Source organism: Saccharopolyspora sp. NPDC049426 (assembly GCF_040676935.1).
Classification (GTDB): Bacteria; Actinomycetota; Actinomycetes; order Mycobacteriales; family Pseudonocardiaceae; genus Saccharopolyspora.
Genome location: NZ_JBFAPZ010000005.1, coordinates 167547 through 184753, shown reverse-complemented (window position 1 = coordinate 184753; position 17207 = coordinate 167547). Strand labels below are relative to the sequence as shown.

The 17207-nt window shown below is 70.4% G+C and carries 16 protein-coding genes and 1 riboswitch; of the genes, 8 read left to right on the top strand and 8 right to left on the bottom strand.

Going from position 1 to position 17207, the window contains the following annotated elements:
* Positions 1 to 62 precede the first annotated feature (62 nt).
* The gene (locus AB0J78_RS12640; RefSeq protein ID WP_363789061.1) at positions 63 to 974 is read left to right on the top strand and encodes a LysR family transcriptional regulator; all 912 of its coding nucleotides are present in this window, start codon (positions 63 to 65) and stop codon (positions 972 to 974) included.
* A gap of 17 nt (positions 975 to 991) precedes the next feature.
* Here the strand turns inward: AB0J78_RS12640 and AB0J78_RS12635 are convergent, their stop codons facing one another.
* The 5 genes from AB0J78_RS12635 to AB0J78_RS12615 all read right to left on the bottom strand — a co-directional run bounded on the left by AB0J78_RS12635 (position 992) and on the right by AB0J78_RS12615 (position 8683).
* Entirely contained in the window at positions 992 to 1795 is an 804-nt protein-coding gene (locus AB0J78_RS12635; RefSeq protein ID WP_363789060.1) for a serine protease, read from the bottom strand.
* Positions 1796 to 2027: 232 nt separating this feature from the next.
* Positions 2028 to 5705: a cobaltochelatase subunit CobN gene (cobN, locus tag AB0J78_RS12630; protein WP_363789059.1), complete on the bottom strand. Its 3678-nt coding sequence runs from the start codon at positions 5703 to 5705 to the stop codon at positions 2028 to 2030.
* A gap of 48 nt (positions 5706 to 5753) precedes the next feature.
* Positions 5754 to 5873: riboswitch (cobalamin riboswitch) on the bottom strand.
* A 285-nt stretch (positions 5874 to 6158) separates the two neighbouring features.
* A complete protein-coding gene (locus AB0J78_RS12625; RefSeq protein ID WP_363789058.1) occupies positions 6159 to 7070 on the bottom strand; it encodes a D-isomer specific 2-hydroxyacid dehydrogenase family protein in 912 nt (303 codons plus the stop codon).
* Between the two features lie 44 nt (positions 7071 to 7114).
* Positions 7115 to 7708 (bottom strand): bifunctional 4-hydroxy-2-oxoglutarate aldolase/2-dehydro-3-deoxy-phosphogluconate aldolase, encoded by a 594-nt coding sequence (locus AB0J78_RS12620; RefSeq protein ID WP_363789057.1) that lies wholly within the window; start codon positions 7706 to 7708, stop codon positions 7115 to 7117.
* 3 nt (positions 7709 to 7711) lie between these two features.
* Positions 7712 to 8683 (bottom strand): sugar kinase, encoded by a 972-nt coding sequence (locus AB0J78_RS12615; RefSeq protein ID WP_363789056.1) that lies wholly within the window; start codon positions 8681 to 8683, stop codon positions 7712 to 7714.
* Positions 8684 to 8874: 191 nt separating this feature from the next.
* Here AB0J78_RS12615 and AB0J78_RS12610 point away from each other — a divergent pair, with 191 nt between their 5' ends.
* From AB0J78_RS12610 to AB0J78_RS12600, 3 genes are all read left to right on the top strand, one after another.
* On the top strand, positions 8875 to 9420 hold the full coding sequence (locus AB0J78_RS12610) for a YbhB/YbcL family Raf kinase inhibitor-like protein (RefSeq protein WP_363789055.1): 546 nt from the start codon (positions 8875 to 8877) through the stop codon (positions 9418 to 9420).
* A gap of 120 nt (positions 9421 to 9540) precedes the next feature.
* Positions 9541 to 10530: a VanZ family protein gene (locus AB0J78_RS12605; RefSeq protein ID WP_363789054.1), complete on the top strand. Its 990-nt coding sequence runs from the start codon at positions 9541 to 9543 to the stop codon at positions 10528 to 10530.
* Between the two features lie 14 nt (positions 10531 to 10544).
* Positions 10545 to 11942 carry a mycothione reductase gene (locus tag AB0J78_RS12600; protein ID WP_363789053.1) on the top strand — a complete coding sequence of 466 codons (1398 nt, stop codon included), beginning with the start codon at positions 10545 to 10547 and terminating at the stop codon, positions 11940 to 11942.
* Here AB0J78_RS12600 and AB0J78_RS12595 read toward each other — a convergent pair.
* From AB0J78_RS12595 to AB0J78_RS12585, 3 genes are all read right to left on the bottom strand, one after another.
* On the bottom strand, positions 11935 to 12666 hold the full coding sequence (locus AB0J78_RS12595) for a peptidase E (protein WP_363789052.1): 732 nt from the start codon (positions 12664 to 12666) through the stop codon (positions 11935 to 11937). The two genes, AB0J78_RS12600 and AB0J78_RS12595, sit on opposite strands and share 8 nt — an antisense overlap.
* 45 nt (positions 12667 to 12711) lie before the next feature.
* Positions 12712 to 12972 carry a type II toxin-antitoxin system prevent-host-death family antitoxin gene (locus AB0J78_RS12590; protein ID WP_363789051.1) on the bottom strand — a complete coding sequence of 87 codons (261 nt, stop codon included), beginning with the start codon at positions 12970 to 12972 and terminating at the stop codon, positions 12712 to 12714.
* Positions 12973 to 13094: 122 nt separating this feature from the next.
* Positions 13095 to 14615, bottom strand: coding sequence for a cobyric acid synthase (locus tag AB0J78_RS12585; protein ID WP_363789050.1), 1521 nt, complete (start codon positions 14613 to 14615; stop codon positions 13095 to 13097).
* A gap of 116 nt (positions 14616 to 14731) precedes the next feature.
* Between AB0J78_RS12585 and AB0J78_RS12580 the strand changes: the two genes are divergently transcribed.
* Genes AB0J78_RS12580 through AB0J78_RS12565 form a run of 4 tightly spaced genes read left to right on the top strand, consistent with a single transcriptional unit; the run spans position 14732 to position 17207 of the window.
* Positions 14732 to 15175 carry a YbaB/EbfC family nucleoid-associated protein gene (locus AB0J78_RS12580; protein WP_363789049.1) on the top strand — a complete coding sequence of 148 codons (444 nt, stop codon included), beginning with the start codon at positions 14732 to 14734 and terminating at the stop codon, positions 15173 to 15175.
* Positions 15172 to 15483, top strand: a complete 312-nt coding sequence (locus AB0J78_RS12575) for a type VII secretion target (protein WP_363789048.1) — start codon at positions 15172 to 15174, stop codon at positions 15481 to 15483. The genes AB0J78_RS12580 and AB0J78_RS12575 overlap by 4 nt, the downstream gene beginning before the upstream one ends.
* Positions 15473 to 16573, top strand: a complete 1101-nt coding sequence (locus AB0J78_RS12570; protein ID WP_363789047.1) for a hypothetical protein — start codon at positions 15473 to 15475, stop codon at positions 16571 to 16573. Before AB0J78_RS12575 ends, AB0J78_RS12570 begins: the two co-directional genes overlap by 11 nt.
* A gap of 7 nt (positions 16574 to 16580) precedes the next feature.
* On the top strand, positions 16581 to 17207 hold the full coding sequence (locus tag AB0J78_RS12565; RefSeq protein WP_363789046.1) for a DUF6346 domain-containing protein: 627 nt from the start codon (positions 16581 to 16583) through the stop codon (positions 17205 to 17207).

Genomic DNA, 17207 nt, shown 5'->3' with positions numbered 1-17207 from the left:
GTTCGTCGTTATGCGCGCCTCTTTCGCTGGTTTCGGAGGTGCTCGGGTTCTACGTTGCCAGCATGGAGTTGCGGCGCTTGGAGACGTTGCTGGTGGTGGCCGAGGAGGAGCACTTCGGCCGGGCCGCCGAGCGGTTGTTCCTGGCCAAGGCGACCGTGACCGAGCACGTCAAGCAGCTGGAGCACGACTTCGGGACGCCGCTGCTGGACCGCAACCCGGTGCGGCTGACCCCCGCGGGTCACCGGCTCGCCCGGCACGCCCGCGCGCTGCTCGCCGCCGCCGACCTCGCTCGCGCGGACGTCGCCGAGGCGGCGTCGGCCGAACCCGGGACGCTGCGAGTCGGGGTCATGGGGCACGGTTCGGCGGAGCTGACGCCCGCGACCGCGCAGGCGTTCCGGATGGCCCACCCGGAGATCGATCTGCGGCTGGTGCCGCTGGACTTCACCGAGCACGTGTCCGCGCTGCTGGAGCACCGCGTGGACGTGGCCTTCGTGCGCCCGGCTCCGGTGGACGAGCGCGTCGAGGTCGACGTGCTGACCACCGAGCGGCGCATCGTGGTGGTCCCGGCCCGCTGGGAGCTGGCCGACGCGCCCGAGGTGCGGCTGGCCGACGTGCTCGACCTGCCGTTCATCCGGCTGCCCGAGCGCACTCCGCGCCCATTCACCGACTACCTGTACTTCACCGCTGCGCGGGGCGGTGAGGCCCCGCGCTGCGGCCAGGACGACGCGGTCAACCCGCACGAGGTGCTCGCCACCGCGGCCGCCGGACGCGGCGCGGGTTCGGCGCTGGAATCCTTCGAGCGCTACTACCCGTGGCCCGGCACCCGGTGCGTTCCGGTGGCGGACGCGCCGTGGGAGCACAGCGTGCTGGTCAGCCGCGCCGGTGACGAGGACCCGCAAGTGCGCGCCTTCCGGACCCTGGCCACCGGACTCGCCCGCGAACTCGGTCCCGGGCTGCGGCTGACCCCGGCGTGATCAGTGCTTGCCCGTGATCAGTCCTGCGCCGCCAGCTGGGCCTGGATGTCGGCCTCGTAGGTGGCGGTGCGGGTGTAGATGCCCGGGTTGCCCGGCCTCGCGCAGCCGTTGCCGGTGGAGACGATGCCGACGAGCTTGCCGTCGACCACCAGCGGCCCGCCGGAGTCGCCCTGGCAGCTGTCGATGCCGCCCTCGGGGTACCCGGCGCAGACCATCTTCTGCGGGTCGTACTGGCTGTACGCCCGCTTGCAGTCCGCGTCGGAGGTCAGCGGGACCTCGGCCCTCTGCAGGGTGTCCGAGGCCTCGCCGCCTTCTGAGGTGGCGCCCCAGCCGAGCACGGTCGCCTTCTTGCCCGCCTCGTAGGAGGCGGTGTCGGCCGGTGTGGCCACCGGCAGCGGGGCCTGCGGGAGCTGCTGTTCGAGGGTCACCACCGCCACGTCGGACCCGGTGTTGGCGTCCTGGTATTTCGGGTGAACCCAGATGTCGGCGACCCGGGCCTCGACGCCGTCGGTGGACGACTTGCTCTCCCGGCCCGCGATCACCCGCACCGACGAGGGCCGCTCGCCCTTGACGCAGTGCGCTGCCGTGATGACCTTGTTCGCCGCGCCGATCGTGCCGCCGCAGAACTGGTTCCCCTGGTCATCGGCCAGGTAGACCACCCAGGGGTGGTCGGCGATCGGAGCCGCTTGTCCCCCGACGATCGGTGGCGCACCGGTCCCCTGCTCATTGGCGTTGGCCGAGGTGGCCAACAGGCCACCGATCAGGCTCATCGCCGCCAGGGCCCCGGCCGCCGCCCGCATCCCGAGCTTGTTCTCCGCCATGGTTCGTCTCCTCCCCCGGAGCCTCCCGGCGGCCGTCCGACCGCCGCTCCGGCTCGTCCAAAGTGTCCACGAGTAAGAGGAAACGAACCCTCTGTCAGATACACCTCGGCCAGGAGCTCAACACGAACGAGTGGAATTTCGAGCCCTTTTCCACTCGGACGACGCAACGATTCGGTCCACTGTGGATAGCCACGTTCCACTCGGGACCGGCGACCCGGCCCCGAGTGGCGGCTCAGTCCTCCAGCTGGCCTTCCAGCTCCAGGTACACCGACCGCAGATCGTCGAGGACCTGCTCGTCCGGTTCGGCCCACAGGCCGCGATCAGCGGCTTCCAGCAGCCGCTCGGTCATACCCCGCAGCGCCCACGGGTTGGAGTTGCGCAGGAACTGCTGCACCTGCTCGTCGAAGACGTAGGACTCCGCCAGCTTCGCGTACATCCAGTCGTCGACGACACCGGCGGTGGCGTCGAACCCGAACAGGTAGTCCACCGTGGCCGCGAGCTCGAAGGCGCCCTTGTACCCGTGCCGCTGCATCGCCGAGATCCACTTCGGGTTGATCACCCGAGCCCGGAAGACCCGCTTGGTCTCCTCCCCCAGCGTGCGGGTCTTGACCGCGTGCGGCACCGCCGAGTCACCCACGTAGGCGGCAGGGCTCTGCCCTGACAGCGAGCGCACCATCGCGACCATGCCGCCGTGGTACTGGAAGTAGTCGTCGGAGTCGGCGATGTCGTGCTCGCGGGTGTCGACGTTCTTGGCCGCCACCTGGATGCGCTTGAACGCCGTCTCCATGTCGCCGCGCGCCTCGCGGCCGTCGAGCCCCCGGCCGTAGGCGTAACCGCCCCAGGTCGCGTAGACCTCGGCGAGGTCGGCGTCGCTGCGCCAGTTGCGGGCGTCGATCAGCGGCAGCAGCCCGGCACCGTAGGCGCCCGGCTTCGAACCGAAGATGCGGGTCGAGGCCCGGCGGTCGTCGCCGTGCTCGTCGACGTCGGCGCGGTAGTGGGCGGCGACGTAGTTGTCCTCGTCGGGCTCGTCGAGCTTGGCCACGGTCTGCACCGCGTCGTCGATCAGCGAGACGACGTGCGGGAACGCGTCGCGGAAGAAACCGGAGATGCGCACCACGACGTCGATGCGCGGCCGTCCCAGCTCGGCGACCGGCACCACCTCGAAGCCGGTGACCCGCCGCGAGGCGTCGTCCCACTTCGGGCGGCAGCCCAGCAGCCAGAGGATCTCGGCGATGTCATCGCCCTGGGTCCGCATCGCCGAGGTGCCCCACACCGTCAGGCCGACCGAGCGCGGGTTCTCACCGGTGTCGGCGACGTGCCGGGTGATCAGCGAATCGGCGAGCGCGGAACCGACGTCGAAGGCGTTGCGCGACGGGATGGCCTTGGGGTCCACCGAGTAGAAGTTGCGGCCGGTGGGCAGCACCGAGATCAACCCGCGGGTCGGCGACCCGGACGGGCCGGCCGGCACGAAACCACCGTTGAGCGCGTGCAGCACGTGCTCGACCTCTTCGGTGGTGCGGGCCAGTCGCGGCACCAGCTCGACGCAGGCGAACCGCAGCACCCGCACGACGTCGGCGACGCCGGTGCCGATCACGTCGGTGACGACCTGCTCGGCGCGCTCGGAGTCCCAGCCGGTGTCGGCCAGCGCCTGGATCAGCTTGCGCGCCAACGACTCCACCAGGTCCACCGCGTCCGACGCCGAAGCCGACGGCCCCTCGACGAGCTCGGTCAGCGCGGCCGGAACGTCCGCGCGGGCACCGGGTTCGGCCAGCAGCGCCTGCTCGTCGAGTCCGAAGTGGTCCGACAGCGCGGAGCGCAGGCCGGGCAGCGCGCCGACCTTGCCGCCGAAGACCTGCTTGGCGCGCAAGATCGCCAGCACGTCGTTGACCAGCTCCTCGTCGCGCGGCGCGCGACCGAGGATGTGCAGGCCGTCGCGGATCTGCACGTCCTTGATCTCGCACAGGTAGCCGTCGATGTGCATCACGAAGTCGTCGAAGGACTCCGCGTCCGGCTGGCCCTCCTGGTGCAGGTCGTGGTGCAGCTCGGCGTGGGTGACCAGCTCCCAGATCTGGTTGCGCAGCGCCGGTTTCTTCTCCGGGTCCAGGTCCGTGACCAGCGCGTACTCGTCGAGCAGCTGCTCCAGCTTGGCGATGTCGCCGTAGGCGTCGGCGCGGGCCATCGGCGGGATCATGTGGTCCACCACGGTCGCGTGGCCGCGCCGCTTGGCCTGGGTGCCCTCGCCCGGGTCGTTGACGATGAACGGGTACACGAACGGCATGTCGCCCAGCACCGCGTCCGGCGCGCAGTCCGCTGCCAGCCCCAGGCCCTTGCCCGGCAGCCACTCCAGGGTGCCGTGCTTGCCCAGGTGGATCACCGCGTGCGCGCCGAACTCCTCGGCCAGCCAGCGGTAGGCCGCCAGGTACTGGTGCGAGGGCGGCAGGTCCGGGTCGTGGTAGATCGCGATCGGGTTCTCGCCGAAACCGCGCGGCGGCTGGATCAGGATCACCACGTTGCCGAAGCGCAGCGCGGCGACGTAGATGTGGCCCTCGTCGTCGACGTAGAGGCTGCCGGGAGGGGCGCCCCAGTGCTCGGTCATCGACGCCCGCAGCTCTTCGGGAAGGGCGTCGAACCACTCGCGGTAGCGGGTCGTCGGGACGCGGATCGCGGCCTCGGACATCTGCTCCTCGGTCAGCCACTCCACGTCGTGGCCACCCGCGGAGATCAGCCGGTGGATCAGGGTGTCGCCGTCCAGGCCGGTCACGTCCAGACCGCCGAGGTCGTACCCGGCGTCCTCCAGCGCGCTCAGCAGCACGACCGCTGAAGCGGGGGTGTCCAGGCCGACGGCGTTGCCGACGCGGGAGTGCTTGGTCGGGTAGGAGGAGAGCACCACGCCGAGGCGCTTGGCGGAGTTGTCCACGTGCCGCAGCCGCGCCAGCGACACGGCGGTGGAGGCCACGCGGGCCGCGCGCTCGGGGTCGGCGACGTAGACCGGGATGCCCTCCGGGCCCTCCTCCTTGAAGGAGAACGGCACGCTGATCAACCGGCCGTCGAACTCCGGCACGGCGACCTGCATCGCGGCGTCCATCGGCGACAGCGCAGCGTCGCTGTCGGACCACACCGCGCGGCTGGTGGTCAGGCACAGGCCCTGCAGCACCGGGATGTCGAGCTCGGCCAGCGCACCGGCGTCCCAGGAGTCCTCGTCACCGCCCGCGCTGGCGTCGGCGGCGACCGCACCTCCCGCGGCGAGCACGGTGGCGATCAGCGCGTCGCACCCGCCCAGCAGTTCGCGCAGACCGGCGGCGTCGGACAGCCCGCGCAGCGAGCCGCAGAACACCGGCACCACGTTGGCGCCGGCGGATTCGACCTGGTCGGCGAGGGTGTCGACGAACGCGGTGTTGGCCGCCAGCGCGTGCGCCCGGTAGAAGACGACGCCGATCGTCGGGCGCGACGGGTCGTGCTCGCGCTCGCCGTGCAGGCCGAACTCCGGCATCGACTGCGGTTCGGTGAACCCGGTGCCGGTCAGCAGCACCGTGTCCGACAGGAAGTGCGCCAACTGGGCGAGGTTCTCCGGGCCGCCTTCCACCAGGTAGGCCAGGGCCTGGGTGGACACACCGGCGGGCACCGTGGACAGCGTCATCAGCTCGGCGTCCGGGGTGGCCTCACCACCCAGCGCCACGGTCGGCAGCCCCGACGCCAGCACCGCGTCCAGGCCCTCCTCCCAGGCGCGGCGGCCGCCCAGCAGCCGGACCACGACGACGTCAACGCCGTCCAGCAGCGCCGGAACGTCCTCGGCGGCCACGCGGGAGGGGTTGGCGACGCGGTAGTCGGCCTCGGCGGCACGGGCGGCCAGCAGGTCGGTGTCCGCAGTGGACAGCAGCAGAACTCGGGCGTCGCGGGCAGGCTCGCTCACGGTGATCCTCTCTCGGGGTGCGCGCCCCGGCGGGGGTCACGGCGGCAGGAGTTCCTGGCTCCCGGATCCTCGCGGCGCCCCGCCTTCCCGCCCTGCGCAGGGCGTGGCTGTCGGGTCCGCTCCCCGGTCACAGTGGCGCGACCGCCCCGGCCTCACACCGGGTTCCTCCACGTCACCGCCGTACTGGCGCAGCCATCCTATCGAGCCCGCGATCACCCACCACCCCACCAACGATTTCGCGAGAAAGATCTCCTTCAGTGAGTACGACTCGTCTTGCTCAGCGGTGCGGGTGGGGGAACCTGAGCGGCTCCGTGGCTCCGGGCGCCACTCCTGATGTATGCCAATACACGGCGTCGCGGCGTCCTCCCCACGGAGCCGCTCAGAACCCCCGGCGGTGCAAGTTGCTCGGGTGGTGAAAGAGAAAGCACCTTAGGTGCTTGCCTGACGTGTCGATCAGTAACCCGCGGTCACGTCCACCAGGCCGAGGAGTGGTTGTCCTGCCATGTGGCGGCGGACGTTCTCCTCGACCCTGCGTGCCAGGGCCGGCATCTGCAGTGACGGCGGGTTGGCGGTGTGCGGGGAGATCAGCGCGCGCGGGTGGGTGAACAGCGGGTGCCCTTCGGGCAGCGGTTCCGGGTCGGTGACGTCGAGCGCGGCACCACCGATCCGGCCCGCGTCCAAGGCCTCGACCAGCGCCTCGGTGTCGACCAGGGATCCCCGCGCGATGTTGATCAGCCACGCGTCGGACTTCATCGCGCGCAACGCGGCGGCGTCGATGAGCTTCGAGGTCGCCGAGGTCGCCGGAGCCGCCACCACCACGAAGTCCGACTCCGCGAGCACCTCGCGCACCCCGTCGGCGTCCTCGGACGGCCAGGTCCGCTCGGCGCCCAGCACCGGCTTGCCGGAGCGGTTCACCGCCAGCACCCGGACGGCGAAGGGACGCAGCATCTCGATCAGCGCCTTGCCGATCCCACCGGCGCCGATGATGCCGACGGTCGAGCCGGCGAGGCTGCGCATGCCCTCGGGACGCTGCCACGTGGTGGCCCGCGCCATCGCGGCCAGCTGCCGCGCACCGGCGAGCATCAGGCCGAGGGTGTGTTCGGCGACGGTCTGGGCGAAGGTTCCCGCGGCCGAGGTGAAGGTCAGGTCCTCGCGCAGCGCGCCGGAGGCCACCCAGGATTCGATGCCTGCCGATGGCAGCTGCACCCATTGCAGGTCCGGGCGGTCGTACTCGCCGAACCGGCTCGGTTCCCCGCCGAACCAGACCAGCGCGTTCGCCTCCTCCGCCGAGCTCAGCTCAGCACCGGCCGCCACCACGGCGGCTTCCAGCTCGGGCTGGGCGACCGGACCAACGTGGACCTTCACGACTCTTCCTCTCTCACGTACTGCGAACTCGTCCTGGGGGAACGTCAGCCCTCGATGAGCTGCGCCAGCGCGGGCAGCTGGGTCTCGTCCTCCAGCGCCGAACCGACCGCGACCACGTCGGCTCCTGCCCGCAAGAACTCCGGAGCGTTGCGGGCGTTCATCCCTCCGGTGGCCACCACGCGCAGCGAGGGGAACGGGCCCTTCATCGCGCGGAACCAGCTGCTGCCCAGCTCAGCGGCGGGAAAGGCCTTCACCCACGACAACCCGAGGCGCAGCGCCTGCTGGACCTCGCTGGGCGTGGCCACCCCGGGCACGTGCGGCAGGTCGAGTTCGGCGCTCAGCCGCACGATCTCGGCGTCGAGGCCGGGTGCGATGGTGAAGGCCGCGCCCAGGTCGCGGGCCGTGCGCAGCTGGTCGGGGGTGATGATCGTGCCCGCGCCGACCGGGCGGCCGCGTTCGGCTCCGGCGCGCACGGCCGCTGCCAGCGAGGGCTCGGCCTTCGGCGTCTCGATCGGGACCTCGACGGCGTCGATGCCCAGGTCCCAAGCTCGTTCGGCCAGTTCTGCGGTCCGCTGCGGATCCATGCCGCGCAGGATCGCCATCACCGGCTTGGCGAACAACTCCTCCAACAAGGGCACTTCTCACTCACTCCCGTCGAATCGCAGTGCGCCCCACTGCTCCTCGTCGAGCGCCAGCCAGCGCGCGAGCGACTGGGCGTCGGGCGGTGCGGTGTGGTCCTCGGTGCTGCGCAGGCTGTGCGCGGCCAGCAGGTGCCCGCGGCGCAGGCAGCGCTCGTCGTCCTCGCCGCGCAGCACGCCGGAGAGGAACCCGGCCGCGAAGGCGTCACCGGCGCCGACCGGTTCGACGACCTCGACCGCCGGAGCGGGCACGACGGTGCGGCGCTCGCCGAGCGCGTAGGCGGCCTCGGCGCCGTCCTTGACCACGACGGTGACCGGAGAGTCGAGGAGTTCCCTCACGTCGTCGGCGGTTTTCACGCCCCACAGGGTGGCGGCCTCGTCGAGGCCGACGAACACCACGTCGGCGAGCTGGGCGAGCTCGGCGAGCACCGGGGCGGCCTGCCGGGCCGACCACAGCGCCGGCCGGTGGTTGACGTCGAAGGAGATCGGGGCGCGGCGGGGGCGGGTCAGCAGCCGCCGGATCAGCCGGTCGCAGCCTTCCGACAGCGCCGGGGTGATGCCGCTGATGTGCAGCACGCCGGCGGCGTCGATGACGTCGTCGGCGAGGAAGTCCAGGTCCATCGTCGAGGCCGCCGAGCCCGCGCGGTAGTAGTGCACTCGGGTTCCGTCCGGCCCGGGGTCCTTGAAGTAGACGCCGGTCGGTGCTTCGGAACGCATCTCGACCAGGCCGGTGTCGACGCCCGCTCCAGCGAGGGAGGCGACCACGCGCCGTCCGAGCGGATCGTCACCGAGGCGGCTGGCCCACCGCACGTGGTGCCCGAGGGAGGCCAGGTGAACGGCCACGTTGGACTCGGCGCCACCGGCGGAGAGCGTGAACGCGGGAGCCTCTTCGAGTGGAACCGGGGTGGCCGGCGCGACCAGCGACATGGTCTCGCCCAGGCACAACACCTCGGCCTCGTTGCCCGCTCGCGCCACGTTTTCCTCCTGCCATCACCGGGACGGGCGACAGCTTAGACAGACATCGCTGCAGAATGCACACTCTCTATTGCACTAGGCGCAACAAAGCCGATAGGACCGGCGAGCCGCACCGGCGTGGGTTCTCCTAGGCTGTGATCGGTGATCGATGACGATCACCCCACAGCCACCAGGAAAAGGAGGATGCTCGCATGAGTCTGGAGCGCCCGATCGATCCTGATCCGTACTCGTTCCTGCCTTCGGTCCCCGCGTTCACCGTCACCTCCACCGATGTGGCCGACGGCCGGGCGATGTCGAAGGACCACGCCTACGACGGCATGGGCGCGGACGGGCAGAACGTGTCGCCGCAGCTGAGCTGGTCGGGTTTCCCGGAGTCCACCAAGAGCTTCGTGGTCACCTGCTTCGACCCGGACGCACCGATCCCCGGCGGGTTCTGGCACTGGATCCTCGTCGACGTGCCCGCCGACGTCACCGAGCTGGCCGCCGACGCGGGCAACCGCAGCGGCCAGAACATCCCGGCGGGTTCGTTCCACGTCGCCAACGACATGGGCGAGCGCGCCTTCGGCGGTTCCGCCCCGCCGCCCGGCGACCGGCCGCACCGCTACTACTTCGTGGTGCACGCGGTGGACACCGAGAAGCTCGGCGTGGACGAGAACGTCTCGCCGGCGGTGGTCAGCTTCAACCTGGCCTTCCACACCGTCGGCCGGGCCGTCATCACCCCCACCTACCAGCACTGATTCCGCTCTTCGTCGCGCCCGTCCGGATCGCTCCGGGCGGGCGCGACGTCGTCATCACCCGAAAGAGATGTATCTGTTGAGGGTGTTCGCGCCTCTTTGTTCATGAGGGAGGTGCGAGGGATGAGTCTGCTGCCGGGTTCCACCGCCGCGGTGATCGCGACCGGGATCGCCGCACTGCTGCTGCCGTCGTTCGTCGCCGGTCGCTACCGCCGGCACGGCGAGCTGCGCGCGGGCACGGCCGTGCTGCGCTTCGCGACGCTGCTCTACGCGATCGCGGTGGGCTGCTACGTCCTGCCACCCACCGGCACCTCCTGCTTCCCCGCTCAGCTGCGCCCGCTGTCGGCGCTGACCAGCGCCGTCGGGGTCGAGCAGTTCGCCTGCAACGTCGCGCTGTTCGTCCCGCTGGGCGCCCTGCTGCGCCGCGCCCCACCGGTGGCGGCGCTGGCCGGCGCGGTCCTGTCGGCGTTCATCGAGGTCACTCAGCTGACCGGGCTGTGGTTCCGGTTCCCGTGCCCCTACCGCGTGTTCGACGTCGACGACGTCATCGCCAACACCACCGGGGCCGCGCTCGGAAGCCTGCTGGCCCCGATGCTGAACCGGATCCCGGCGAGCAGTGGCCGTCGGGCCGCCGAGCCACGCCCGGTGACCGCCGGGCGCCGCCTGCTGGGGATGTGCTGCGACGGCCTGCTGCTGTGGTGGCTGGGCGTCACCTGCGTGCACCTGACGGGCTTCGCCCTGCGCTGGGCGGCCGTCCCGCCCTCGGCGGCGTTGCAGGTGAGCGCGGCGTGGCTCGTCCCGGCGCTGCTGTTGCTGCTGGCCGCTCTGACCTGGGACGGCACGCCCGGTCAGCGGCTGGTGCTGCTGCGAGCGCGCTCACCCGGCGGGCGACCCGCCGTGCTGCGCTGGGTGCTGGGCGCAGGGGGCCTCGCGCTGCTGCAGGGGGCCTGCGAGCTGGCGAGGGGCGCGCCGAGCGCGGCGCTCGGCCTGCTGTGGTGCGCCGCGCACGCGATCGGTGTGATCTGGGACCGAGATCGGCGTGGAATCACCGGGCGGCTCGCCGGGTTGGAACTGACCGACGTCCGCGGACCGGCCACGGCCCGCACCAAGTGAGGCAGGATGGAACCGTGCGGCATTTCGATCTAGTCATCATCGGCTCCGGCTCCGGCAACTCGATCCTCGACGACCGGTTCGCCGACTGGAACGTGGCCATCGTCGAGAAGGGCATCGGCCCCAACGAGGCCTACGGCGGCACCTGCCTCAACGTCGGCTGCATCCCCACGAAGATGTTCGTGCACACCGCCGACGTCGCGGGCGCGCCCGAGGCCGGTGCCGGGCTCGGTGTCGACCTCGAACGCCGCGGCGTGCGCTGGCGGGAGATCCGGGACCGCATCTTCGGCCGCATCGACCCGATCTCCGAAGGTGGCCGCCGCTACCGGGCCGAGGGCTCGCCCAACGTCTCCCTGCTGACCGGCGAGGCGACGTTCACCGGCGTCAAGCAGCTGACAGTCCAGACCGCGGACGGCGCCCAGACGATCACCGCCGACCGCTTCGTGGTCGCCGCCGGTGGCCGCCCGATCATCCCCGAGATCCCCGGCCTCGACCAGGTCGAGGTGCACACCAGCGACACCGTGATGCGCCTGGACGAGCTCCCCCACCGGATGATCATCATGGGCACCGGCTTCATCGGCGCCGAGTTCGCGCACGTCTTCAGCTCGCTGGGCGTTGAGGTCACCATGATCGGCCGCTCGGGCCGGGTGCTGCGCGCCGAGGACACCGACGTGGCCGCCCGGTTCACCGAGATCGCCGCCCGGCGCTGGGACCTGCGGCTCAACCGCAAGGTCGTCTCCGCCGAGAAGACCGGTGATGCGATCCGGCTGAACCTGGAGGGCCCGGACGGCGCGGAGTCCGTGGAGGCCGAGAAGCTGCTGGTCGCGGTCGGGCGCACCCCCAACGCCGACCTGATCGACGCGGCGACCGGAGGGCTGGAGCTCACCGACGAGGGCAAGATCGCGGTCGACGACACCCAGCGCGCCTCGGTGGAGGGCGTGTGGGCGCTCGGCGACATCAGCTCCGATCACGAGCTCAAGCACGTCGCCAACCACGAGACCCGCGTCGTGCAGCACAACCTCCTGCACCCCGAGACCCCGATCTCCTCCGACCACCGCTTCGTGCCGCACGCGGTGTTCTCCGGTCCGCAGATCGCCGCGGTCGGCCTCACCGAGCAGCAGGCCCGGCAGCGGGGCATCGAGTTCGTCACCTCCACCCAGGACTACGCGGGCATCGCCTACGGCTGGGCGATGGAGGACACCACCGGTTTCGCCAAGCTCCTCGCCGACCCGAACACCGGGCTGCTCATCGGCGCGCACATCATCGGCCCGCAGGCGCCGACGCTGCTGCAACCGATCATCCAGGCCATGCACTTCGGTCTGGACGCGCGCAGCATGGCTCGCGGCCAGTACTGGATCCACCCGGCGATGCCGGAACTGCTGGAGAACGCGCTGCTCGACCTGCCGCTCAACTGATCCGGCGCACGTCCAACGGCGTTTCGACCGCGGTCCCGTCCGGGCCGCGGTCGACGCGGTAGGCCCCTGCGCGGTGCTTCTCGGAGAGCGCCTCGACGAGTTCGGTGCCCCGGTAGAGCAGCCCGGCGCCGTCGTCGGTGGCGTACCCCGGAGGCAGCGTCTGGTCGGCGATCAGGCGTTCGAACAGCGGTCGCCGCCTCTTCTCGCTGTTGTAGTGCACTCCGTTGGAGTGCGGCAGCAGGCCGAGGCCGTTGGTGACGGGCCGCAGCTCGGGACCGAACGAGTCGGTGGTGCCGCCCGCGTGCCAGCAGATCGACCCGGCCGACACGCCGGTGAGCACGACGCCCGCCTGCCACGCCTCGCGGAGGATCTCGTCGAGCCCGTGCAGCCGCCACATCGCCAGCAATCCGGCGACGCTGCCGCCCCACACCCACACGACGTCCCTGGTGAGCAGGTGTTCGCGCACGTCGTCGATGTTCGGCATGGGGAACAGCGCCAGGTGGCTGGGCTGCCAGCCCTCGGCCACGGCGTTGGCGTAGAAGGTGCCGATCAGCCCGGCGTCGTCGCCGACCGCGGTGGCCAGGAGGCACACGCGCGGCGCGCGGCCGGTGGTCCCGGCGAGGTCGACGGCGTGCCGGGTCAGCGCTCCGATCCCCCACGGCAGGCGATCGGATGCGCTGATCCCGCCACTGGTGGCGAGGATCGTCGGAGCGTCAGCGGGCATGACCGGAGGCTATCCAGGTCAGGCCCGAGCGACCCGCCGTTCTGCTCATGCGCCGGTGGACGTCCCCGGATCGGCCCAGTAGTCGGTGCCCATGTCGAAGGTGCCGTCGGCCGCGGGCGCGGCCCAGGACGCCGCGACCACTCCGGCGGCGAAGCCTCCGCGACGCTGCGCGGGAACCGGGGTCGGTTCGAGCGACACGGCCGGGACACCGAAGCGGGTGATCACGATGTGCTCGCCGGCTTCGGCGCGGTCGAGCAGCTCGGTCAGCCGCTCGCGGGCCTCGTCGACGGAAAACTCAACAGCCATGACGACAAGTTACCTGCATCACGCCGATCGTGAGACCGAATCGACTAGTCGGTTGGTCGGTTCTCCCTAACACCCACCCCGATGGAAGTCCTTTTTGTCCCTCTTCGTCGGGAAGCGCGTGGTCATCCCAGCCCGGCGGTCAAGCGCGGCAGACCCGTCGGCGCGCCGCCGTCGAGGAGGCGGCGCAGCGCGTCGGTGTCGAGGTGCTCGGTCACGAGGTCGCCGAGCAGGTCCAGCTGCGCGTCGCGGATGTCGGCGAACACGGTGTTCTCGGCGGCGCGGAAACCGTCCCGGCCTGCCAGGCCGGCGGCCCAGCCGAGGAATTCGCGGCGGAAGTCGTCGTTCTCGAACAGCCCGTGCCAGTGCGTGCCCAGCACGGACCCAGAAACCCCGCCTTCCCCTTCGCCGTCGGGCAGCGTGATCAGCGGCGGCAGGTCACCTCGGCGGACCTCGGCGCCGTGGTGGATCTCATAGCCCGCGACGTCTTCGCCGAACGCCTCACCGCGCGGTCTGGCCAGGGTTTTCTCCCGAGCGAAGTCGATCTCCACTTCGAGCAGCCCGAGCCCGTCGACCACACCGGATCGGGACTCGACCTCGTCGTGGATGCGCCTGGTCAGCATCTGGAACCCGCCGCAGATCCCGGCCACCGGAAGCCCCGCTCGGGCGTGATCGCCAATCGCCTCGGCCAGGCCGCTCTCGCGCAGCCACGCCAGGTCGGCCACCGTGGACTTCGAGCCGGGCAGCACCACCAGGTCGGCGTCGGAGAGCCGAGAGGGCTCGGTCACGAAGCGCACGGCCACGCCGGGTTCGGCGGCCAGCGCCTCGACGTCGGTGGCGTTGGAGATCCGAGGCAGCCGGGGCACGGCCACCCGCAACCACTGCCCGCCTCGCGGCGGCGCGGGCCTGCCGACGACGCCGTCGGCGACGTAGGACAGCGAGTCCTCGGCGTCGAGCCACAGGTCCTCGGCCCACGGGAGCACCCCGTGCACGGGCCTGCCGGTCAGCTCCCGCAGCTGGTCGAGACCGGGCCGCAGTAGCTCGGGATCACCCCGGAACTTGTTGATCACGAACCCGGCGACCAGCGCCTGATCGGCGGCGTCCAGCAGCGACAGGGTGCCGAAGAGCTGCGCGAACACCCCTCCCCTGTCGATGTCGCCGACCACGACGACCGGCAGCTTCGCGGCCTGCGCGAGCCCCATGTTGGCGATGTCGCTGGCCCGCAGGTTGATCTCCGCAGGCGATCCCGCGCCCTCGCAGACGACGTAGTCGTGGTCGCGCCGCAGCTCGTCCAAAGTGGACGCGACGGTGTCCAGCAGGGCCGCCTTGCGCTCGCGGTAGGACAACGCGGTCACCTCACCGGCGACGCGGCCGAGCACCACGACCTGCGACTGCCGGTCGCTACCGGGCTTGAGCAGCACGGGGTTGAACCGCACGGACGGCTCGACGCCGCACGCCGCCGCCTGCACCGCCTGCGCCCGCCCGATCTCACCGCCGTCCGGCGTGACCACCGAGTTGTTCGACATGTTCTGCGCCTTGAACGGCGCCACCCTCGCCCCCGACCGCGCCAACCACCGGCAGATCCCAGCGGTCACCACGCTCTTCCCGGCATCCGACGTCGTCCCAGCGACCAGCAGCGCATTCACACCCCGTTCCTACCCCATGCCCCTGCTGCGGGAACCAACACCCGAAACCGGGACATGGGACGAACCACCTCAACTACGCTCCCGACTGGCCCGCCCACCGCGACCAACGGAATCCGATGACGACACCTGACGACTGGCTGAGCGACTACAACGCGAAGCTGCAGAAGATCAAAGCCGACACCGACCGCGCGCAGGAAGAACTCACGCAGGTCGGCGCATCCGCGAGCTCGCCCGACGGGCAGATCACGGTGCGGGTCAACAGCAGCGGCGTCCTGGAGGACATCCGCTTCGGCAATGGCTTCCAGCATCCGAAACCAGATCAGGTCGCGGACGCGATCATGACCTGCGTTCGCGATGCCCAGCGCAAGGCCGCCGGTCAGATGGTCGAGGTCATGCAGCAGTTCGTCGGCGACGGCGCGGCTCTCGACTTCGTCAAGAGCAACCTCCCCCACGGCTACAGCGGCGACGGCACGGACGAGGACCAGCAGCAAGCCCCCGGCCGACCCGCCACCCCTCCCGATGACGATGACGACTACTCCGACGGGAGCTTCCTGCGATGAGCGACGGTTTCCGGGCGGACGTCCCGGTCATCAAGCAGCACAGCAACCAGGTCCAAGGCTTCGCGGACCGCGTCAACACCGCCCACGGCGCGGCCGAAACCACCATGGACACCAACGCCTTCGGCATCTTCGGCCAATTCCTGGCGGCGCAGTGCATCGCGCAGGCCGAACAGGTGAAGGCGGCCGTGGAGAGCGGCAAGCAAGGGCTCGACTCGGTCAAGAAGGCCCTCGACGAAACCGCTGACGAATACGAGCGCACCGACCAGGAGAACGTCGCCATCATCCAGGGGGTCAAGGTTGACTTCTGAGGCGGACATGGTCGTCACGGCGGACGAATCGACGAAGGAGGCCGACCAGAAGGGCACCTCCAACCCGTTGAGCGGCGGAGGTGGTGCCGAGAACTTCTACGGGGTGTGCCAGGCCATCGACAACCAGGATTGGGACTCGGCGGGGCTCAATGCTCTCGGTCTCGGCGTGGACGCCGTCGGTTTGGTCGCGGACCCACTGGGGACGCTGATCAGCTGGGGATTCGGCTGGGCGATCGAAAACATCTCGTTTCTCCGGGAGCCGTTCGACGCCCTCATGGGCAACCCCGACGCCATCGGCGGTATGGCCAGCACTTGGGAGAACGTCGGCAAGGAGCTGAAGAGCGTAGGCCAGGAGTACGGCCAAGCCGTCGGCGGTACGACCGGCTGGGAAGGACAGGCCGGAGACGCCTACCGCAAGCTCGGCAACGACATCTCGCAGAAGGTCGACCAGCTCGCCGCTGCCAGCACGAGCATGAAATCGGCCGTTGACGGAGCCGGGGCCGTCGTCGGCGCGGTGCGAGGAATCGTCCGCGACATCATCGCGGGCGCCATCGGGGAGATCGTGAGCTGCCTGCTCAAGTGGGGCATCGCTGCAGCGTGCACCGCTGGCATCGCTGCTGGCGGCGCGATCGCCGACGCCGTGCGGATCGCGCTGAAGTGGGCGGACAAGATCTCCGAGTGGATGAAGAAGCTGGGCACAGTCCTGCACAACCTGTGGAGCAAACTCGACGAACTCGGCTCAGCCGCGACCTCGCTGCGCAAGGGTGTCGACGGCTTCTTCCGCAATCTCGGCGAAATGCCCGGTCTCACTCCGGGCCAGAAGGCGATCAACGAACAGTCCGTCACCGATGCTGCGCGGAAGATCGCTCCCAGCACGACAACGGGCAGCGCGGCCCAACGCGGTTTCCTGGCCGGCGGCGCCGAGTTCAAACCCGCGTTCCGCGGAGACCTCGCCGATCCCGCCTCAGGCCCGGTGTCAGCAGGCTGGGATGACGGCGGAGCCAGCAAGTTCGGCTACGAGGTCGTCAAGGAGACCGCGAAGCTCGATGACGGAGCTGACGAGCTAGAGAACAACCGCGACGGAGGTTAGTCGACGCATGTGGAAGTCGGACAATCCCATTGCGCGCATCATCCGCCTCGTGCTCGGCCTGGGCATCGTGGTGGTGATCGTGCTCACGGCACTGACGATCATCTTCTCCTTCCCGGAGAAGAGCACGACCACCAATGCAACTGCCAAGGTGCAATCGTGCGAGGACACCGGCCCGATCACCCGTCGCGGATTCGGCCACAACTGGAACTGCACCGTCAACTTGCGCGATGACAAGACGGGCGAGACTTGGAGCGACCAAGTCGACATGAACCTGTTCACCCCTGCGGACGTCGGCAAGGAGAATCGCGTCGCGTGGGGCTATGCGGGCGGCCGCATCGTCAAATCCGATAACCGGGTCTATTCCTCTCCCGAGGGCTATTCCGGCGCGACCAACATCATCGTCATGTTCGCGACCGGGGCAGTGGCGATCGTGGCCGCTCTCTGGTTCCTGGCGAAGGCGATCATCTGGTCGTTCTCCCAACAGGGCCAGCGTCGTTTCTGGGAGAAGAGCCTCGGTACTTCAGCGGAGAAGAAGGTGAAAAAGCAGCAGGACGACGAGTTCTGGGCCGAGATGCGCCGAAACCGTGAACTCCGCAAAGAGCAGCGGCGACGGCGGCGTGCGGCCAAGAAGTGA